Here is an 18,356-nt window from a genome sequence, read left to right as displayed (position 1 = left end):
CCTCCTCGTCTCACGCGGGGTTCGGTGCGGACGGCTCCGCATCCTCGACGGTGAGCGGCTTGGCGATGTTCTCCAGCGACTGGCCCTCGGCCTTCACCCCGAGGATCGCCTCGGCGATGCCGCCGGCGATCATCAGGGCCGCACCGATGAAGTAGCCGATCGCGAGGCCGGTGATGTCTCCGCTGGCCGAGGCGTCGTCGATCAGCCGGCCGAAGAGCAGCGGCCCGCTGATGCCGCCGGCAGCGGTGCCGATCGCGTAGAAGAAGGCGATGCACAGCGCCCTGGTCTCCATCGGGAAGATCTCGCTGGCGGTGAGGTACGCAGCGCTGGCACCCGCCGAGGCGATGAAGAAGATGATCGCGCCCGCGATCGTCAGGGTGACCGCGTCGAAGCTGCCGAGCATGATGCCGGCGATCGCGAGCAGGACCCCGGAGGTGACGTACGTCCCGGTGATCATCGGCACCCTGCCGAGCTTGTCGAACAGCGGGCTGAGCAGCAGCGCACCTGCGAAGTTGCTGACCGCGAAGATCGCCAGGTACCAGCCCGTCTGCTCCACCCCGAGGAACGTGGTGAGGGTGTCGCCGTAGGTGAAGAAGAAGGCGTTGTAGAGGAACGCCTGGCCGACGAAGAGGGCGAAGCAGAGGATCGTGCGGCGCGGGTAGAGCGCGAAGACGGTGCGCGCGATCAGCACCAGGCTGATCGTCTTGCGCTGCCGGATCCTGATCGAGTCGTCGTCGACGGCCGGTAGGTCGGTGCCGGTGTCGTGCCGCACCCTGCCCTCGATGTCGGAGACGATCCGCTCCGCCTCCTCCTCACGGCCGTGGATGAAGAGCCACCGCGGGCTCTCGGGAACGGCCTTGCGTACGAAGAGGATGCCGAAGGCGAGCACCGCACCGAGCGCGAACGCGATCCGCCAGCCCCAGCTCGGGTCGATGATCGCCTCGTTGAGAAGGACGACGGTGAGCAGCGAGCCGCCGGCCGCACCGATCCAGAACGACCCGTTGATGGCGACGTCGACGCGGCCCCGGTACTTCTTCGGGATGAGCTCGTCGATCGCGGAGTTGATCGCGGCGTACTCTCCGCCGATCCCGGTGCCGGTGATGAACCGGCAGGCGAAGTACCACATCGGGTTCATCGAGAAGGCGGTGAGCACGGTGCCGAGCAGATAGACGGCGAGCGTGATCATGAACAGCTTCTTGCGGCCGAACCGGTCGGTGAGCTGCCCGAAGAAGAGGGCACCCACACAGGCGCCGGCGACGTAGATCGCGCCGGCCAGACCGATGTCGGCGCTGGACATGCCCAGGCCGGTGCCCTCCGGTTTGAGAGCCGCCGACATCGATCCGACGATGGTGACCTCGAGCCCGTCGAGGATCCAGACGGTGCCGAGCCCGATCACGATCATCCAGTGCCATCGTGACCAGGGCATCCGGTCCAGCCGAGCCGGGATGTCGGTGGTGATCGTTCCAGTCTGCGCGCCCGATGCCAATGTGACCGCCTCCTCGTTCTGTGACGAGGAGGTACCCCCACAGGGCCGATCTCAACCCTGAGGGACTCCCCGGTCAGTCGTCGGCGAGCACCTCGTGCTGGACCAGCGGTTTCGTGGCGGGGCCTTCGAGGACCTTGCCGTCCGGGGCGAACCGGGACCCGTGCAACGGACAGTCCCAGCTCTTCTCGGCGTCGTTCCAGCGCAGCGCACCTCCGAGATGGGTGCACAGCGCGACGACCTGGCAGGTCTTGCCGTCCACCTGGGAGGCGCCGATCGGCACGACCCCGTCGCGGCCCACGTTGCCCTCACCCTCGCCGGCCGGGACTGAGACCTTCTTCGACTCGGCGCGTGCGAACGACCCGGTCGCGGCCACTCCGACACCGGCATTGATGGCGGCGACGCGGGCTGCTCCGCGCGGTCGGAGCGGACGGCTGCCGAGGGTCTCGGCCCACTCGGGCCGCTTGCCCAGGATCTGTCCCGCGATGCTCAGCGCCGCAGCCACCCCGTTGGTCATCCCCCACTTGTCGTAGCCGGTGGCCAGGTAGATGCGCCCGCCACCGCGAGGCAGCTTGCCGACGAAGGGAACCCCGTCCGGCGGCGAGTAGTCCTGCGCGGACCAGGCATGCGTCTCGGTGGCCCCCGGGAAGTAGTGGGCGGTCCACTCCCGCAGCTCGTCCAGCTTCGCGCTCTCGGAGCGGGTACGCCCCACGACATGTCCCGCACCGCCGACGAGCAGCGCCGGCGCGCTGTCGGCATCTCCCGGCACGCTGCGGATCGAGACGCCCGGCGAGGAGACCGAGAGGTACATCCCGAACGGCACCTCGGCGCCCTGGAACGCGATGATGTAGGAGCGCGTCGGCTCGACCTTGGAGAAGTAGAGGCCCCGGTCGAGGACCGGCATGCCGGTCGCGAGGACGACGTTGTCGGCACGGAGCACGTGCCCGTCGTCGAGAGTGACCTCCGGCGCGCCTCGCCGCGAGACCCCCACCACGCGACGCCCCTCGTGGACGGTCCCGCCGTGTGCTCGGAGCTGGTCGACGAGCGCGGCGACCACGTCCATCGGGTCGAACTGCGCCTGCTCGGCCAGCACGGTCCCGCCCACGAGCGGGAACGGCACCTCGAGCTGGTCGGCCCAGCGTACGTCCAGGCCCAGCGAGCGAGCCGCCTCGTGCTCGTCCTTCACCTTGGCGAGGTCGCGCTCGGCGGCGGCGTAGGTCACCGCGTCACGGACCTGGAAAGGTACGTCATGGTCGCCGCAGAACCGCAGCAGCCACTGCTGACCTTCCTTGTTGGCGTCCACGTACGCCTGCGCGACCTCGCGCGACTGCGCGCTCAGGATCTGGGAGAGCTTCGTGCCCTGGAGCAGCGACAGCTTGCCCGTGGTGCGACCGGTGGTGACCGCAGCGACCTCGCGCGCCTCCACGACGCCTACCCGGCGCCCGGCGCGCGCCAGCAGCAGAGCGGCCGTCAGGCCGGTCAGCCCCGCCCCCACCACGATGTCGTCGAAGCGACCGTCGTCGGGCAGCGGGTCAGAGTCCGAGGTGCGTGATGTCCACAGCGCGTCCATGTGGATGGGGTACCCGTTGACCGCATGCTCTAGTCAGGCGCGGTGCCGCTGAACGACGAGAGCCGCTGAACCTGATCTCCAGGTCAGCGGCTCTGTGTGGCTCCCCGAGTTGGACTCGAACCAACAACCCTCCGGTTAACAGCCGAATGCTCTGCCAATTGAGCTATCGGGGAATGCTCCTTGCGGCGCGGGTGAAACATTAGCAACCCGGCGGCGGCGATCGGAAATCGGGAGGCCGTCACTCGGCGACGAGGTCGCGGAGGCCGCGGCGGTGCTGCTCGAGCGCTGCGAGCTGGGCGAAGAGACGGTTGTAGGAGTCGGGGTCGGCGGCGGCGTCGGAGCGCTGCAGACGGCTCTTCACGTCGGCGATGCGGCGCTGGTCGAGTAGCTCGAGGAGGCGTACGACATATTGCAGGACGTACGCAGCGTCCGGCTCCTTCGCCGAGGGGATCGGCTCGACGGCGAGCTCGGCGAGGATGCGGCTGACGAGGGGTTCCGTGGCGGCGGCGCCGAGCTTCTGGGCCCAGTGGGCGTCGCCGGTGCCGGCGCCGGGTCCGCCGAGGCCGGCGATGATCTCCCACAGGGCACGATAGAGCGGGTGGGTGAAGGCCTCGGGGGTGATCTCGCCGGTGGTGCGGCCCAGGGCGACCGGGTGCTGCACGAAGAGCTTCAGGGTCTCGCGCTCGACTGCGAAGCGCGGCTCGCGGGGGTGGGGCATGGGTGGGCGGCGCGGGGCGGCCGGGGCCTCTGAGGAAGCAGCGGCGACCTGATCGCGGCGGGGCGGGGCGGCCTGCGGAGCGGGGCGGCCGGCGGCGCGGCGTACCTCTCGGGCGGCCTCGTCGGGGTCGACGCCGACGAACCGAGCGAGATCGCGGGTGAAGCCCATCTTCTTGGACTCGTCGCGCACCGAGGCGACCAGCGGGGCCGCCTCGCGCAGGGCGTCGATGCGGCCGTCGGCGCGGTCGAGGTCGTACTTGTCGGCGATGTTGCGCAGCACGAACTCGTAGAGCGGCACCCGGTTGGCGAGCAGCTCGCGGACCGCCTCGTCGCCCTTCTTGATGCGCAGGTCGTTGGGGTCGAGGCCGTCGGGCTCGACGGCGACATAGGTCTGGGAGGTGAAGTTGCCGTCTCCCTTGAACGCCTTCAGTGCGGCGGCCTGCCCGGCCGCGTCGCCGTCGAAGGTGAACACGACCGCGCCGCGCAGCTGCTGGTCGTCGGAGATGAACCGGCGCAGCACCTTGGCGTGGTCGTCGCCGAATGCGGTGCCGCAGGTGGCCACCGCGGTGGTGATGCCGGCGAGGTGGCAGGCCATCACGTCGGTGTAGCCCTCCACGATCACCGCCTCGCGGGTCCGGGCCATCTCCTTGCGGGCCAGGTCGATGCCGTAGAGGACGTGGGACTTCTTGTAGATCGGCGTCTCGGAGGTGTTGAGGTATTTCGCCTCGATGCGGTCGTCGTCGAAGAGCCGCCGCGCGCCGAAGCCGATCACGTCGCCGCCCGACTCGCGGATCGGCCACATCAGCCGGCCGCGGAACCGGTCGTAGTGGGACCGTCCCTGCGCCACCAGGCCGGCGGTGACGACCTCCTCGTCGGAGAAGCCGCGCGCCCGCAGGTGGCGGTAGAGGTCCTCTCCCCCGCGCGGCGAGAAGCCGACGCCGAAGTGGAGCGCAGCGTCGCGGTCGAAACCCTTCTCGGCGAGGAACTGCCGCGCGACGACGGCGTCGGGGGTCAGCAGCTGCTCGGCGTAGAACTCGGCGGCGACCTTGTGGGCCTCGACGAGCTTGCCTCGGCCGGGACCGCGGCGTACGGGCGCCTCGTCCCCCTCGTCGCGCTGGACCTGGACGCCGACCCTGTCGCCGAGCCGCTCGACCGCCTCGAAGAAGCTCAGCCCGTCGAGCTTCATCACGAAGTCGATGACGTCGCCGCCCTCGCCGCAGCCGAAGCACTTGTAGAACCCGCGGCTCGGGTTGACGTTGAAGGACGGCGACTTCTCGTCGTGGAAGGGGCACAGGCCCTTGAAGGTGCCGGGTCCGGCGCGGCGCAGCGTGACGTACTGGGAGACGATGTCGTCCAGGCGCGCCTTCTCCCGCACCTCCTGGATGCTCGTCTCCTTGATCCGACCCGCCACACCGAAGATCTTACGGGTCGGCGACCCGCCTGAGATGCTGGACCTGATGGCCACTGAAACACGCACCCAGCCTCGCCGCCGCCGAGGCTTCTTCTGGGTCGGGATCGCGCTCCTGCTGAGCGGCTTGGCAGTGCTCGGATACGTGGCTTGGGAGTTCTACGGCACCACCATCGTCAGCAAGGAGCGACAGCGCGAGGCGACCACGAAGATCGAGCAGGCGTGGGATTCGGGGCAGGGCGAGGTGAAGACCGAGTTCGGGTCGGCATCGACGATCATCGAGATCCCGCGGTTCGGGAAGGACTACCGGATCCCGGTGCTCGAGGGCACCTCCGACCGGGTGCTCGGCGCCGGCTTCGGCCACTTCAGCGAGACCGCCGGCCCCGGCGAGGTCGGCAACTTCGCGCTCGCCGGCCACCGGGTCACCCACGGCGAGCCGCTGCGCGACATGCCCTCGCTCCGCAAGGGGGACGAGATCCGCGTGGTGACCAGGGAGAAGACGTACGTCTACGAGCTGACCAGCGGTGGCGACGACCTGATCGTGCCGTTCACCGCCAGCTGGGTCACCGAGCCGCTGCCCGACAACCCCGCCGACGGCGGGGTCGAGCCCGAGCAGGTCGAGGGCCAGCGCCTGATCACGCTCACCACCTGCGCCGAGCTCTTCCACACCGACGACCGGATGATCGCCTTCGGCAGGCTGGTCGCCGAGAAGCCCACCGAGCGCGGTTAGAGCCGGAGCGTACGCCGCGGACCGAGGTCGCCTCGATGGTCGGTCCACATCCGTTGTTCTTCGCGCACGCGCGCGACCTCGGCCGGGTCGATCGTGGTCACGACCATGCCGGGCGTCCTGTCGTCGAGGCGTTCGACGGGGCGCCCGAGCGGGTCGTAGACGGCGGAGCCGCCGATGAGGCCGAGCGGTCCGCCGACGAGACCGGCGAAGGCGACGTACATCGAGTTGTCCAGCGCCCGGGCCGCGTAGTGCAGGTCGCGCCGGTGGCCGCCGCCGGGGAAGTAAGCACCGGAGTTGAGGTAGAGGATCGCGCCGTCGGCGGCCGCCGCAGCGGCGTGCTCGGGGAAGTTGGCGTCGTAGCAGACCGACAGCGCCACCCGGATGCCGTCGATCTCGATCGTGGTGCCGTGATCGCCCGGTGCGAAGCGCTCCCGCTCGGGCGGGAAGAGATGCTGCTTGTCGTAGGCAGCGACCGGCTCCTCCCCCGGCGCGATGACCAGGCTCGTGATCGAGCGGCGTCCGGCGTGATCGAGGGCGGAGTTCAGCACGAGCACGGCTCCGGTCTCCTCGACCGCGTCGCGGACCGGATCGAGCCAGGTGGCATCTGTGAGCGACGGCAGCGGGCCGTCGAACGCGGCGACGTCCCACGAGCTCGGGAACGTCTCCGGCAGCACCACGAGGCGGGCACCCCTCGCTGCGGCCTCGCGGACCCGCGCGGCGGCGGTCGCGACGTTGGCGGTCACGTCGCCGGGCACCGCCGTCTCCTGGACGACCGCAGTCTGAAGCACAACGGTGACGGTACCGCCCCCGGTTAATTCGCTTCACACAGATCATGATGGTCGTCACAGTGAGAGGCGTGCGCCCCCACGCCCCCACACTCGCCCTTGCCCTGATCGTCCTCCTCGTCGCGGGACCGGCCGCGGCCGACGTACCTCCGCCACCGCCGACGGCGGTGACGCTCGCGCCCGGCGGGATCGCGCCGAGCCAGCAGGAGGCCAACGGCTACGACTTCACCGCGAACGGCGAGGCGCTCTCGACGGTCGCGACCCAGGACGTCGCCCCCGGTCTGAGGCTGACCAACTTCCAGCGGCTGGAGGACGCCGGCTGGAACCGCGGCAACGTCCTCACCGCGGACCTCTCCGAACCGACGCTGTCGATGGACGTACGCAACACCGGGAAGGTCGCCGGGATCGCGACCCTGTCGCAGCAGATGACCGGCACCGGCGCGGTGGCGGGGGTCAACGCGGGCTTCTACGACATCAACGCCTCGGGCGCTCCGGTCGGGCTGGCCAAGAGCCGGTCGGGGCTGCAGAACGCCCGGTTCGGGGCGGAGCCGACGCTCTCGATGACCGACGCCGGGGCCGCGATCGGCGAGCTGACCTCGGGCGGCACGGTCACGATCGACGGGGACGCGCACGACCTCGCCGGCTTCAACACGCCGTCGCTGCCCGCCGACGGCATCGGCGTCTACACCGGCTTGTGGGGCGACTACACCCTCGACCGGCCGGTCGGCGGCCCCGGGAACGTCTCCGACGAGGTCGCCCGGGCGAGCGTGGTCGACGGGGTCGTCACCGCCGTGGCCGACGAGGCCGGCGCCCCGGACGTACCGGACGGCGGGCAGGTGCTGCTCGGCCGCGAGGAGGGGGCCGAGGTCGTCGGCGCGCTGGAGGTCGGTGACCGCGTCGACGTCGCCATCGACCTGGCCGACGAGCTCGACTGGGCGGTCAGCGGCAACGTGCAGCTGGTGGCCGACGGGGAGGTCGGCCCGGGCATCGGTGACGACGGGGTCCATTCGCGGACGGCGGTCGGGCTGAACCGCGACGGCACCCGGCTGATCGTGCTCGCGCTCGACGGCCAGACCGCCGCTTCGCGCGGGATGACCCGGGGAGAGCTGGCCCGGTTCATGATCAGCCTCGGGGCCTATCAGGCGCTCAATCTCGACGGTGGCGGCTCGACGACGATGGCGGCGCGGGTGGCGGGTGACGTGGAGTCGCGGATCGTCGACACCCCCTCCGACGGCTCCGAGCGCGAGGTCTCCAACTCGCTGCTCTTCTTCTCCTCCGCGGAGCCGACCGGTGTCCCGACCGGTGCCCAGGTGCGCCCGGTGACCAACCGGGCCGGCGCCTACCGCGTGCTGCAGGGGCAGCGGCGTACTCTCTTCGGCTCCGGGCTCGATGCCGCCTACGCGGCCGTGGAGCAGCCGGGACGGTTCCGCGCCAAGGGGCCCGACGTCAAGATCGTCGGGGTCGATGAGGACCGCGCGGCGGCCGTCGGGCGGCGTACGGGCTCTGCCGACGTCGTCTTCACCACGGCCGGCCACCGCGCATCGATGCCGCTGACCGTCCTCGGTCCGCTCGACCGGCTGGCGGTCGACAGGTCGCAGCTGGCGATCGAGGAGCCCGGGGAGACCGCGACGATCCAGGTCACCGGCTACGACGCCGACGGTCGGCCGGCGCCGATCGAGCCGGCCGAGGTGACCGTGGACGCCGGTCCCGGGGTCGAGGTCGCTCCCGACGGGGCCAACGGCTTCAGCGTGCGCCCGACGATGGAGAGCGGTGCGGCGGTCGTCGACTTCGCCGTGGGTGGGCATCACGTGACCTCGACGGTGCTGGTCGGCAGCGAGCAGCACACCCTGGCCGACTTCACCGACGGCGCCTCCTGGACGGTCGAGACCGCGCGGGCGACGGCCACCATCGAGCCGGTCGCCGGCGGCGGCCAGGACGGCGGCGACGCGCTCCGGCTGCGCCACGACTTCACCACCAGCACCGGGACCCGCGGCGTCTATGCCGTTCCGCCCGCTGGTCTCGAGGTGCCCGGGAGCCCGCTGAGTCTCTCGCTGTGGGTCGACGGTGACGCCAGCGGGATCTGGCCGCGGATCCAGATCCGCTCCGGGGACGGCACGGTCAGCAACCTCGACGGTGACCTGGTCACCTGGGACGGCTGGCAGCAGGTGGTCTATCCGATCCCGCCGGGCACGGTGATGCCGATCCGGGTCGACAAGATCCGGTTCCTGGAGACCCGGCCGGAAGCCTCGTACGCCGGGGACCTGACGATCAGCGACCTGGTCGCCAACATCGCGCCGGACGCTCCGCCGACGCAGGCCGAGGAGGTGCACGACCCGGTGATCCTCACCGACGGCACCGTCGACGAGCGACCCCAGCGGATCGCGGTGATGTCCGACGGCCAGTTCGTGGCCCGCGACCCGGACAGCGACCTGGTGCGCCACGTACGTGAGACGCTCCGCGAGATCGTCGCCGCCCGCCCCGACCACCTGATCATCGACGGTGACCTCGTCGACGAGGCGTCACCGGCCGACATCGCGCTGGCGAAGCGGGTGCTGGACGAGGAGGTCGGCCACCGGATCCCCTACACCTACGTGCCGGGCAACCATGAGGTCATGGGTGGACCGATCGCCAACTTCAAGGCCGTCTTCGGGGCGACCCACACCTCGTTCCGTCTCGGCGCGACGCAGCTCATCACCCTCAACAGCTCCTCTGGCACCCTGCACGGCAACGACGACGGCAAGGCCCAGCTGACCGAGCTGGAGTCACAGCTGCGCGAAGCGGCCGCCGACCCGGCGGTGACCGGCGTCGTCCTCGCGATGCACCACCCGATCGACGACCCGCTGCCCGACAAGGCCAGCCAGCTCACCGACCGGATCGAGGCCCGGCAGCTCGAAGACCGGCTGGGGCGGTTCCGTACGTCCTCGGGCAAGTCGGTCGCGGTCGTCGACGGCCACGTCGGGGTCTTCCACGGCTCGTCGGCCCAGGGCGTCTCGATGCTGATCAACGGCAACTCCGGCAAGAACCCGGCCGGCACCGTGACCGGCGGCGGCTTCCGCGGCTGGACGATGATCGGCATCGACCCGCGCGCCGGTGTGGTCGGCGACGATCCCGGCCCCGGCGCGAGGCTGCGCTGGCTGCGCGCCGAGACCCGCCCGGCCGTCGACACGGTCTCGACCGGGGCTCCTGCGAGCTTGGCCGCGGGCTCCTCGGTGACGCTCGACGCCACCTTCACCCAGGGCACCGCGACCGTCCCCGTCGCCTGGCCGGTCACCGCCGAGTGGGGCGGCGACGGGGTCGCCGTCGGCGAGCACGGTCGTGGTGTCGTACGCCTCGACCCGACCACCCGCCGCCTCACCGCCCTCCGCCCCGGCACCGCCACGCTGACGCTCGTGGTGAACGGGGTGAAGGCGGAGACGGCGATCACGGTGACGCGGTGACGCGGTGACGGCCGGGTAGTCCAGGGAGTTCTGGCCGGTCTACTGGTCGGTAACGGGCCAGAACTCCCTGGACTACCCGTCAGTACGCCCCCGACATCACATTCGCCAACGGCTCACCAGCAGCAAATCGCTCGAGCTGCTCGCGGACGACCCGGTAGGCGCGCGGCCACATCGCGCTCGAGGCTCCGCCGACGTGCGGGGTGATGAGCAGGTTGGGCGAGCTCCACAGCGGGCTCTCCGCCGGGAGCGGCTCGGTCTCGGCGACGTCGATGGCCGCGTGGATGCGCTCGGTGGCGAGCTCGGCGACCAGGTCGTCGGTGACGACGACCCCGCCGCGGGCGACGTTGACCAGCAGCGCACCGTCCTTCATCCGGCTCAGGAACTTCCGGTCGACGAGCCCGCGGGTCTCCTCGGTCAGCGGCGTGACCAGGACGACCACGTCGGCCTCCGGCACCAGCTTCTCGAGCTCGTCGAAGCCGTGCACGTCGTCGCGGGCGGTGCGGGCGACCTTGACCACCTCGGTCTCGAACGGGAGCAGCCGGGCCTCGATGGCGCGGCCGATCGCTCCGTACCCGACGATCAGGACCCTGCGGTCGGCCAGCGACGGGAAACAGCCCGGCCGCCAGGTGTGCTCGTCCTGATGACGTACGTGCCGGGGGATCCCGCGCAGCGAGGAGAGGATCAGGGTGAGGGCGAGCTCGGCGGTGGAGGTGTCGTGGATGCCGCGGCCGTTGCAGAGCGTCACCCCCTCGGGGATGCGCCCGCGGGCGGCGTCGACACCGGCGGTGAGCAGCTGCACCACCTGCAGCGACCTCATCTGGCTGACCACGTCGAAGATGCGGGAGCCGAGCATGTAGGGCGGCAGGTAGAAGGCGACCTCGCCGACGGAGTCGGGCACCTCCACCTCGGGGCCGGCGAAGCGGGTGTGGTCGAAGAGCTCGAAGCGGAGGCCCGCGGGCACCTCGCCCAGCTCGGACGGATCGAAGGGCAGCCAGACCAGGGGATCACTCACACCCGGGAGACTCTCATATCTCGCATACCCGGTCAGGGGTGACCCAGATCACATCTCACCGCTAGGGTGTCCGCCATGGATCCGTTGGCCCCCGCTCACCCCACGTGGGTGATGCTCCTGATCGCAGCCGTCGCGGTCGTCGTACTCCTCGTCCTGATCGCCAAGGTCAAGCTGCACGCCTTCGTCGCGCTGGTGCTGGTGAGCGTGGTGACGGCGGTCGTGGCGGGCATCCCGATCGCCGACGTCCCGACGGCGTTGCTCGACGGCTTCAGCTCGACGCTCGGCTCGGTCGCGCTCCTGGTCGCGTTCGGGGTGATGCTCGGCAGGCTGCTGGAGGTGACCGGCGGCGCGCAGGTGCTCGCCGACACCCTCATCGGCGCCTTCGGCGAGAAGCGTGCTCCGCTCGCGCTCGGGGTCGCCGCCCTGATCTTCGGCTTCCCGATCTTCTTCGACGCGGGCCTGGTCGTCTTCCTGCCGATCATCTTCGCGGTCGCGCGTCGCTTCGGCGGCTCGATCCTGCTCTACGCCCTGCCCACGGCCGGAAGCTTCGCGGCGATGCACGCGGTCGTCCCACCCCACCCCGGACCGGTCGCGGCGGCCACCGAGCTCGGCGGCGACATCGGCCTGACGCTGCTGATCGGCGTACCGGTCGCCGTACTGGCCTGGATCCCCGGTGCCTACCTGGTCGGCACCCGGCTGGGTGCGCGCTTCAACCCGCACCCGACCAACGTCTTCGCGCTCGACGACCCCGAGCGGACCGACGGCTCGGAGGAGCGGACCGCTCCCCCGTCCTTCGCCACCGTCGTCCTGCTGCTGCTCCTGCCGCTGGTGCTGATCGGTCTCAACACCGTCGTCACCACGCTGCGCGCGGCCGGCACCGTCAGCGAGGACGCCACCTGGGCCAGCGCACTGGTGCTCATCGGTCAGACCCCGGTGGCCCTGCTGATCACCGTGCTGGTGGCGATGTTCGTGCTCTCCCCTGGGCGCTTCCCCATCGGCACCGCGAGCGACATCATGGACAAGGCGCTCGGCCCGATCTGCGCGATCATCCTGATCACGGGCGCCGGCGGCATGTTCGGCGGCGTGCTGCGCACCAGCGGCATCGGCGAGTCGCTCTCGACCTCGCTCTCCGACCTCGGCATGTCCCTGATCGTGCAGGCGTTCCTCATCGCGACCCTGCTTCGGGTCGCGCAGGGCTCGGCGACCGTCGCGCTGACCACGACCGCCGGGCTGATCTCGGCTCAGGTCGCCGCGGCCGACCTCGGCAGCTTCGACATCGCCCTGCTGGTCTTCGCGATCGCCGCTGGCGCGACCGTCCTCTCCCACGTCAACGACTCCGGCTTCTGGCTGGTCAGCCGCTTCTTCGGGATGGACGTCATCACGACGCTCAAGACCTGGACGGTGCTGGAGACCACACTCGGCGTCTCGGTCTTCGTGATCGCCTCGCTCCTCTGGTTCATCGTCCCTTAGCTCGCCCGCACCCTGCTCTCGAGCGTCGCCAGCCCCGGCCCGGCGAGCTCGGGCAGGGCGTCGGCGCGCCCGCTGACCGCCATCAGCAGGGCCTCGGCCGGACCGGTGACCTCGTCACCGCGTCCGTGGGACCAGTCGAGGTCGATCGCGAGCAGCCGCAGGCCGCGTACGTTGCGGCGGGCCGGCAACGGCCGGGCCATGAACGCGAAGCCCAGCACCGGCACGAGCCGTTCGGTCGGCACCACGCGCGGCAGCCCGAGCGCACGGCGGATGTCCTGGTGATGGATCAGCGCGTCGGTCAGCGCGATCCGGCCACCGCCCACCGACGTAGGTCCGGAGGGCCGCACGTGCGTACGCAGGTAGGCGACCAGCTCGCCCGGCTCCCTCGATCCGAACTCGGCCAGCCGGCGGGCGTTCATCTCCTCGAACCGGAACCGGGCGTGCCGCAGCATCCCGGCGAACTCCCGCAGCCGGACGCCCTCGTAGCTGACTGTGTGAGCGACCACCTCGCGCACCGTCCACTCGGTGCACAGCGACGGTCGCTCCCACTGCTCGGGCTCCAGAGTCTCGAGGAAGTCGGCGAGGTCCTCGCGTTCGGCGGTCGCGAGCGCTGCGTGGTCGGTCATGACTCCCGAACCTAGCCCCGTCTGCCCGCAGCCGCTACGCCTCGCCGAGCGCCTCCCCGAGGAACGCGAGCAGGGCTGCATCGATGGCGTGCGGCTGCGGGACGCCGCCGGCGTCGAGACGGTTCCACCGCTGCTGGTTGACCGCGGCGGAGAGCTGGCGGCGGCCGTCCTCGCTGGTCAGCGAGACCGCACCCGCTCCCCACACGCTGCCGTCGTGACCCCAGAAGGTGCCCAGCCCGGGCGCCTGCACCCGGTGGAGACCCAGGCCGTAGTCGATCCGCGAGCCGTCGAAGGCGATGACCTGACCCGTACGCCGCATCCGCTCGAGCGAGGAGGGCGAGACGATCTCGCCGGCGAGGAGCATGCCGAAGAATCGGTTCATGTCGGCGAGGGTGGTGACCAGCGATGCTGCGGGACCGACCCAGGACATGTCGAAGACGCTGAAGTCGCGGGGCGGGTCGAACATTCCGAACCAGCTCTCGTACATCTTCGGATGGGGCGCCTCGATCTTCGACCCGGTCGGGAGCTCGGTGTCGGTCAGGCCGGCGGGCGCGATGACGCTCTCGGTGATGTGCTGCTCGGCGCCGAGGCCGATGACGAGCTCGATGAGCTGCGCGAGAAGCAGGTAGCCGGTGTTGGAGTAGACGCCGGGCCGCCCGCCAGGGGTGCCGACCGGCCGTGCGGCGACGCCCAGCGCGATCAGGTCGACGGGGTCGAAGCGGGTGAAGCGGTGGTCCTCCAGGCTCGCCGGGGTCGTCGCCGCGATCTTCGGGAAGGCGGCGAGCGAGGGGTACGCCTGCGGGAGGTAGTCGGCGAGGCCGCTGGTGTGCCCCATCAGCATCTCGAGCGTGATCGCCGCGCCACGCTCACCCGGCACCAGATGCGGAAGGTAGTGGCCGATCGACCGGTCCAGGTCGATCTCGCCGGCCTCGACGAGACGCATCACCGCGGCGGCCGTGAAGGTCTTGCTGACGCTGCCGACGCGTTGTCGCATCGTCGACTCCATCGACACCCCGGCCTCGGCGTCCGCCAGCCCGGCGGCTCCAACCCAGGACTCGTCGTCGTGGCGTACCTCCGCGACGATGCCGATCAGGCCGGCCTCGTGCGCGGCGTCCAGTCGCGCCTGCAGGGTCTCCGGTTTCACGACGCCACCTCTCCACGACGCGCGCGCCAGACCAGGACGACCGCAGCCAGACCGGCGAGCGACGGGAGCAGCCCGACCCAGCCGATCAGCGGCGCCAGCCCGGTCGCGCCGGAGGTGTCCCGGACGGTGAGGTTGAACAGCGCGACGGACGTGCCGACCACGAAGAGCGCGCTCACCAGCCAGGGTGCGACCGTGAGCCGCTTCCTGGTCACCCACACACCGGCGCCCCAGGCGAGCACGCCGAGGACGCCGAGCACCGTCAGATAGGCGAGGTACGTCGTGGCGGCGGTGTCGATCTGGCCCTGGTCGTAGCCGGGGTAACCGGCGCGGATGTGCCCGGCCAGCACGTCGGCCGATGCGCGGTCGACGTACACGACGACCACGGCGGCCACCGTCAGCCCCATCCCCAGCAGCATCGCGGCCGTCGAGGGGCCGGTTCGTCTGGTCGTACTCATGATCCACTTCCTTTCCTCTACATCTGTAGAGCACTCTACAGATGTAGAGGATACGAGCCAACAGAATTCCGAGCACCAGCCGGCTGCGCGATCAGCTGCCGACGACCTCGAGCAGCCGGGGTACGTTCCGGCGGATCATCGCGACGGCCTCGTCCTCGTCCTCCGCCCGGGTGACCGCATCGAAGAGCACGCCGTTGAGCAGCGGGACGAGCTCGGCGGCCCGTTCGGCCGCGTCGGCGACCCCCAGGAGGGCGAGCCGGTCACGCAGGACTCCGCGGAGCACCTCCTGACGCGCAACCAGCGGAGCGCGCAGCTCGGGACGCCGGGTCGCCTCCAGCGCGAGCTCGAACCGGGCCAGCTGACGAGCCCGGCCGGTCGTGGCCCACTCCCCCAGGATCTCAGCGATCGCGGCAGCGGCCGTCTCGAGGCTCTCGAACGAGGCGACGTCGAGCTCGGCGGTGTCCATCTCGGTGGCCCGCTCGACGACCGCCCCGAGCAGCGCCTGACGGGTGCGGAAGTAGTAGGAGGTCGAGCCCTCCGAGACCCCGGCCTCGCGGTCGACCGCGCGATGGGTCAGACCGCGCATCCCCTCGCGCGCCAGCGTGACGATCGCGGCGTCGGCCAGCTCTTCACGACGTCCCACGCCGATCTCCGTTCGCTCTACATATGTAGAGGGGGATCATAGCCCCTGACAGAGCCGCTCGTGCCAGGCCAGCGCGGTGATGTCGGTGAGCGAGGCGACCTGGTCGATGACGACACGGAGCCGGGCGGCGTCGTCAGCAGCGGCCCGCCAGTCGTCGGCGAACTGCCGGTCGAGGTCGTCGGGCGCGGTGGCGGCGAGGTGGTCGACGAGCTCGCCGAGCAGGTTGCGCTGGCGGTCCATCTTCACCGCACGCTCGTCGGTGCGCATCACGTAGTGCGCGGCGACCCCCTTCAGCAGCGCGATCTCCATCCGGGTCTGCTCCGGCACCACCAGGTCGGCGCCGTAGCGGACGAACGGGCCGCTGCCCGCTGCGTACGTCGCCGCCTTGACGGCGCCGCAGAACCGGCCGATCACGTCGGAGGTGAGGTTCTTGAGCATGGCCTGGGAGCGGCGCGAGCCGTCGTAGGCAGCACCGTCGGCGATCCAGCAGCCGGCCGCTCGCAGGTCGGCGATCGTGGCCTCGGCGAGCGCGCGGTCGAAGCCCGGGACGTACCAGTCGGCGACGGTCTCAGCGACGCCGTCGAGGTCGAGGCTCGCGAGGGAGATCTTGCCGGCCACGATGCCGTCCTCGACGTCGTGGACGGAGTAGGCGACGTCGTCGGAGAGGTCCATGATCTGCGCCTCGACGCACTGCCGCTGGCCGGCGCCGGGCGCCCGCAGCCAGGCGAAGACCGGGAGGTCGTCCTCGTAGACACCGAACTTCGGCCCCGGGCACTCGCCGAAGCGCCACGGGTACTTGGTGCACGCGTCGAGCGTCGCCCGAGTCAGGTTGAGCCCGACAGAACGCCCGTCCGCGTCGAAGGTCTTCGCCTCGAGCCGGGTCAGGATCCGCAGGGTCTGGGCGTTGCCCTCGAAACCGCCGATCCCCTTGGCCTGCTCGGCGAGCACGTTCTCCCCGTTGTGGCCGAACGGCGGGTGACCGAGGTCGTGCGCGAGCGCCGCGGTCTCGGCGATGTCGGGCTGCGGCGACTCCGGCCCGTTCAGCGCGCGAGAGAGGTCGCGCGCGACCTGGGCGACCTCGAGGGAGTGGGTCAGCCGGTTGCGTACGAAGTCGTCGGCCTGGGGGCCCACGACCTGCGTCTTCGCGGCCAGCCGGCGGGTCGAGGCGGCATGCACCACGCGAGCGCGGTCGCGCTCGAACGGCGTACGCTCCGGCGCCACCACCCGCTTGGGCGGCTCGGCGACGATCCGCTCCTGGTCAGCGACCTGATATGGCTCCACAGTTGGAGAGGCTATCGCTGTCTCAGCAGAGGAACCCGGCATAGTCGTCCGGGTCGAAGCCGGAGTCGGCGAGCACGTCGGTCAGCGAGATGCCCTCGAGCTCGGCCAGGACCGCCTTGGCGACCCGCCGGTCGAGGTCGGCCAGGACGCTCTGGATGCCCGCGCCGACCGGGCAGGCGGGGTTCGGGCCGTGGATGCCGAGCACCGGGTCGTCGCCCTGCAGCACCTGCCACACCTGGGCGAGGTTGACGGTCGCCGGATCCACGTCGAGCTCCCAGCCCCCGCGGGCGCCGGGGCGGGACCGAACCAGACCGGCCGTACGCAGCGGGCCCAGCACCTTGCGTACGTGGACCGGGTTGACGGCGGTGCTGCCCGCGAGCTCCTCGGAGCCGACCGGTGTCGTACGTCCGACCGCCGCGCACGAGGCGAGGTAGGCCAGGACGTGCACGGCCACCGCGAAACGGGTGTTCGTCGGGGTGGCCATACCCCCATCTTGCCTTATTGTCATCGCCATGACTACATTTACGGAACCGTCATCATTGTGACTACAGATCTCTTCTGGACAGGAACCCTTCATGACCATTGCCATCACCGGTGCCTCCGGCCAGCTCGGCCGGCTCGTCGCCGACCAGCTCCTCGCCACCGTCGACCCGTCCGAGGTCGTGCTCCTCACCCGCGACCCGGCCAAGCTCGCCGACTACGCCGCCCGCGGAGCCGACGTCCGCGCCGCCGACTTCGGCAACCCCGAGGGCCTCCCGGACGCCTTCGCGGGCGTCGAGCGCGCCCTGCTGATCTCCACCGACGTCGTCGGCAACCGGGTCGAGGGCCACCGCGCCGCCATCGACGCGGCCGCGAAGGCCGGGGTGCGCCACATCGCCTACACCTCGGTCCCCGAGCCGACGCCCGACAACCCGGCCGGCGTCGTTCCCGACCACGCCGCCACCGAGGAGGCGCTGCGGGAGAGCGGTCTGGCCTGGACGATGCTGCGCAACAACCTCTACGCCGACATGCAGGTCGACACGATCAACGGGGCCGCGGAGGCCGGTCAGCTGGTCACCAACTTCGGCGACGGCGCCGCCGCCTACGTCACCCGCGCCGACTGCGCGGCAGTGGCCGTCGGGGTGCTGACGAGCGAGGGACACGAGGGCGCTGCGTACGACGTGACGGGGCCGCAGGCCTACACCGCCGCCGACCTCGCCACCCTTGCCGGTGAGCGTTCCGGCAAGCCGGTCGAGGTCGTACAGGTCGACGACGACACCTACGCCGCCGGCCTCCTCGCCGCCGGGCTCCCCGACTTCCTCGCCCCGCTGATGACCTCGTTCGGCGCCGCGACCCGCCTCGGCAAGCTCGCCAACGTCACCGACGTCGTCGAGCGCATCGGCGGCCGCAAACCCACCCCCCTCGCCACCCTTCTCTGACCCCCGGTCGCCGACTCGGCGCAACTGCCCCGCCGTACGACGCCGAGTCGGCGCAACTGCCCCGCCGTACGACGCCGAGTCGGCGCGTCTGCCCCAAGATCTCGGGGCAGACGCGCCGACTCAGCGCCTTTCAATGAGGCAGACGCGCCGACTCGGCGATCCTCAGCGGGGCAGACG

At 71.0% G+C, this 18,356-nt stretch carries 15 protein-coding genes and 1 tRNA gene; 4 read left to right on the top strand and 12 right to left on the bottom strand.

Features of this window, described 5'->3' with window-relative positions:
* Window positions 1-10: 10 nt before the first annotated feature.
* The 4 genes from IEY81_RS11235 to dnaG form a co-directional block, all read right to left on the bottom strand.
* On the bottom strand, window positions 11-1,426 hold the full coding sequence (locus IEY81_RS11235) for an MFS transporter (protein WP_189118563.1): 1,416 nt from the start codon (window positions 1,424-1,426) through the stop codon (window positions 11-13).
* 133 nt (window positions 1,427-1,559) lie between these two features.
* The gene (locus IEY81_RS11230) at window positions 1,560-3,053 is read right to left on the bottom strand and encodes an FAD-dependent oxidoreductase (RefSeq protein ID WP_189118562.1); all 1,494 of its coding nucleotides are present in this window, start codon (window positions 3,051-3,053) and stop codon (window positions 1,560-1,562) included.
* Window positions 3,054-3,150: 97 nt separating this feature from the next.
* Window positions 3,151-3,226: transfer RNA gene (locus tag IEY81_RS11225), tRNA-Asn, on the bottom strand.
* A gap of 65 nt (window positions 3,227-3,291) precedes the next feature.
* Window positions 3,292-5,181 (bottom strand): DNA primase, encoded by a 1,890-nt coding sequence (gene dnaG, locus IEY81_RS11220; protein ID WP_189118561.1) that lies wholly within the window; start codon window positions 5,179-5,181, stop codon window positions 3,292-3,294.
* A gap of 46 nt (window positions 5,182-5,227) precedes the next feature.
* Here dnaG and IEY81_RS11215 point away from each other — a divergent pair, with 46 nt between their 5' ends.
* On the top strand, window positions 5,228-5,908 hold the full coding sequence (locus tag IEY81_RS11215; RefSeq protein WP_229787719.1) for a class E sortase: 681 nt from the start codon (window positions 5,228-5,230) through the stop codon (window positions 5,906-5,908).
* Here the strand turns inward: IEY81_RS11215 and IEY81_RS11210 are convergent.
* Window positions 5,905-6,696, bottom strand: a complete 792-nt coding sequence (locus IEY81_RS11210) for a carbon-nitrogen hydrolase family protein (RefSeq protein ID WP_189118559.1) — start codon at window positions 6,694-6,696, stop codon at window positions 5,905-5,907. The genes IEY81_RS11215 and IEY81_RS11210 overlap by 4 nt on opposite strands.
* A 68-nt stretch (window positions 6,697-6,764) precedes the next feature.
* Between IEY81_RS11210 and IEY81_RS11205 the strand changes: the two genes are divergently transcribed.
* The gene (locus tag IEY81_RS11205; protein WP_189118558.1) at window positions 6,765-10,130 is read left to right on the top strand and encodes a phosphodiester glycosidase family protein; all 3,366 of its coding nucleotides are present in this window, start codon (window positions 6,765-6,767) and stop codon (window positions 10,128-10,130) included.
* A 79-nt stretch (window positions 10,131-10,209) separates the two neighbouring features.
* On the opposite strand, the gene IEY81_RS11200 is transcribed toward IEY81_RS11205, so the two are convergent.
* The gene (locus IEY81_RS11200) at window positions 10,210-11,142 is read right to left on the bottom strand and encodes a 2-hydroxyacid dehydrogenase (protein ID WP_189118557.1); all 933 of its coding nucleotides are present in this window, start codon (window positions 11,140-11,142) and stop codon (window positions 10,210-10,212) included.
* A gap of 75 nt (window positions 11,143-11,217) precedes the next feature.
* On the opposite strand from IEY81_RS11200, the gene IEY81_RS11195 reads away from it, so the two are divergent.
* Window positions 11,218-12,612: a GntP family permease gene (locus IEY81_RS11195; RefSeq protein WP_189118556.1), complete on the top strand. Its 1,395-nt coding sequence runs from the start codon at window positions 11,218-11,220 to the stop codon at window positions 12,610-12,612.
* Here the strand turns inward: IEY81_RS11195 and IEY81_RS11190 are convergent.
* The 6 genes from IEY81_RS11190 to IEY81_RS11165 all read right to left on the bottom strand — a co-directional run bounded on the left by IEY81_RS11190 (window position 12,609) and on the right by IEY81_RS11165 (window position 17,245).
* The gene (locus IEY81_RS11190; protein WP_189118555.1) at window positions 12,609-13,238 is read right to left on the bottom strand and encodes a maleylpyruvate isomerase family mycothiol-dependent enzyme; all 630 of its coding nucleotides are present in this window, start codon (window positions 13,236-13,238) and stop codon (window positions 12,609-12,611) included. The two genes, IEY81_RS11195 and IEY81_RS11190, sit on opposite strands and share 4 nt — an antisense overlap.
* A 34-nt stretch (window positions 13,239-13,272) precedes the next feature.
* Window positions 13,273-14,382 (bottom strand): serine hydrolase domain-containing protein, encoded by a 1,110-nt coding sequence (locus IEY81_RS11185; protein WP_189118554.1) that lies wholly within the window; start codon window positions 14,380-14,382, stop codon window positions 13,273-13,275.
* Window positions 14,379-14,837 (bottom strand): hypothetical protein, encoded by a 459-nt coding sequence (locus IEY81_RS11180; RefSeq protein WP_229787717.1) that lies wholly within the window; start codon window positions 14,835-14,837, stop codon window positions 14,379-14,381. The genes IEY81_RS11185 and IEY81_RS11180 overlap by 4 nt, the downstream gene beginning before the upstream one ends.
* 91 nt (window positions 14,838-14,928) lie before the next feature.
* The gene (locus IEY81_RS11175) at window positions 14,929-15,480 is read right to left on the bottom strand and encodes a TetR/AcrR family transcriptional regulator (RefSeq protein ID WP_189118553.1); all 552 of its coding nucleotides are present in this window, start codon (window positions 15,478-15,480) and stop codon (window positions 14,929-14,931) included.
* 36 nt (window positions 15,481-15,516) lie between these two features.
* A complete protein-coding gene (locus IEY81_RS11170) occupies window positions 15,517-16,761 on the bottom strand; it encodes a deoxyguanosinetriphosphate triphosphohydrolase (protein ID WP_189118552.1) in 1,245 nt (414 codons plus the stop codon).
* A 22-nt stretch (window positions 16,762-16,783) separates the two neighbouring features.
* Complete coding sequence (locus IEY81_RS11165; protein WP_189118551.1) at window positions 16,784-17,245, bottom strand: Rrf2 family transcriptional regulator; 462 nt, start codon at window positions 17,243-17,245, stop codon at window positions 16,784-16,786.
* A 91-nt stretch (window positions 17,246-17,336) separates the two neighbouring features.
* Here IEY81_RS11165 and IEY81_RS11160 point away from each other — a divergent pair, with 91 nt between their 5' ends.
* The gene (locus IEY81_RS11160; RefSeq protein WP_189118550.1) at window positions 17,337-18,179 is read left to right on the top strand and encodes an SDR family oxidoreductase; all 843 of its coding nucleotides are present in this window, start codon (window positions 17,337-17,339) and stop codon (window positions 18,177-18,179) included.
* Window positions 18,180-18,356: the final 177 nt, after the last annotated feature.

The organism is Nocardioides luteus, from assembly GCF_014648595.1.
GTDB lineage: Bacteria > Actinomycetota > Actinomycetes > Propionibacteriales > Nocardioidaceae > Nocardioides > Nocardioides luteus.
The sequence above is the reverse complement of the archived record's forward strand: the minus strand, read 5'-3'. Positions and strand labels throughout refer to the sequence as shown.

What these genes read in the sequence shown, in the direction of transcription:
- IEY81_RS11215 (WP_229787719.1), top strand. Translation starts at nt 5,228, where the DNA reads ATGGCCACTGAAACACGCACCCAGCCTCGCCGCCGCCGAGGCTTCTTC.
- IEY81_RS11190 (WP_189118555.1), bottom strand. Translation starts at nt 13,238, where the DNA reads ATGACCGACCACGCAGCGCTCGCGACCGCCGAACGCGAGGACCTCGCC.
- IEY81_RS11235 (WP_189118563.1), bottom strand. Translation starts at nt 1,426, where the DNA reads ATGCCCTGGTCACGATGGCACTGGATGATCGTGATCGGGCTCGGCACC.
- IEY81_RS11195 (WP_189118556.1), top strand. Translation starts at nt 11,218, where the DNA reads ATGGATCCGTTGGCCCCCGCTCACCCCACGTGGGTGATGCTCCTGATC.
- IEY81_RS11230 (WP_189118562.1), bottom strand. Translation starts at nt 3,053, where the DNA reads ATGGACGCGCTGTGGACATCACGCACCTCGGACTCTGACCCGCTGCCC.
- IEY81_RS11160 (WP_189118550.1), top strand. Translation starts at nt 17,337, where the DNA reads ATGACCATTGCCATCACCGGTGCCTCCGGCCAGCTCGGCCGGCTCGTC.
- IEY81_RS11165 (WP_189118551.1), bottom strand. Translation starts at nt 17,245, where the DNA reads ATGGCCACCCCGACGAACACCCGTTTCGCGGTGGCCGTGCACGTCCTG.
- IEY81_RS11180 (WP_229787717.1), bottom strand. Translation starts at nt 14,837, where the DNA reads ATGAGTACGACCAGACGAACCGGCCCCTCGACGGCCGCGATGCTGCTG.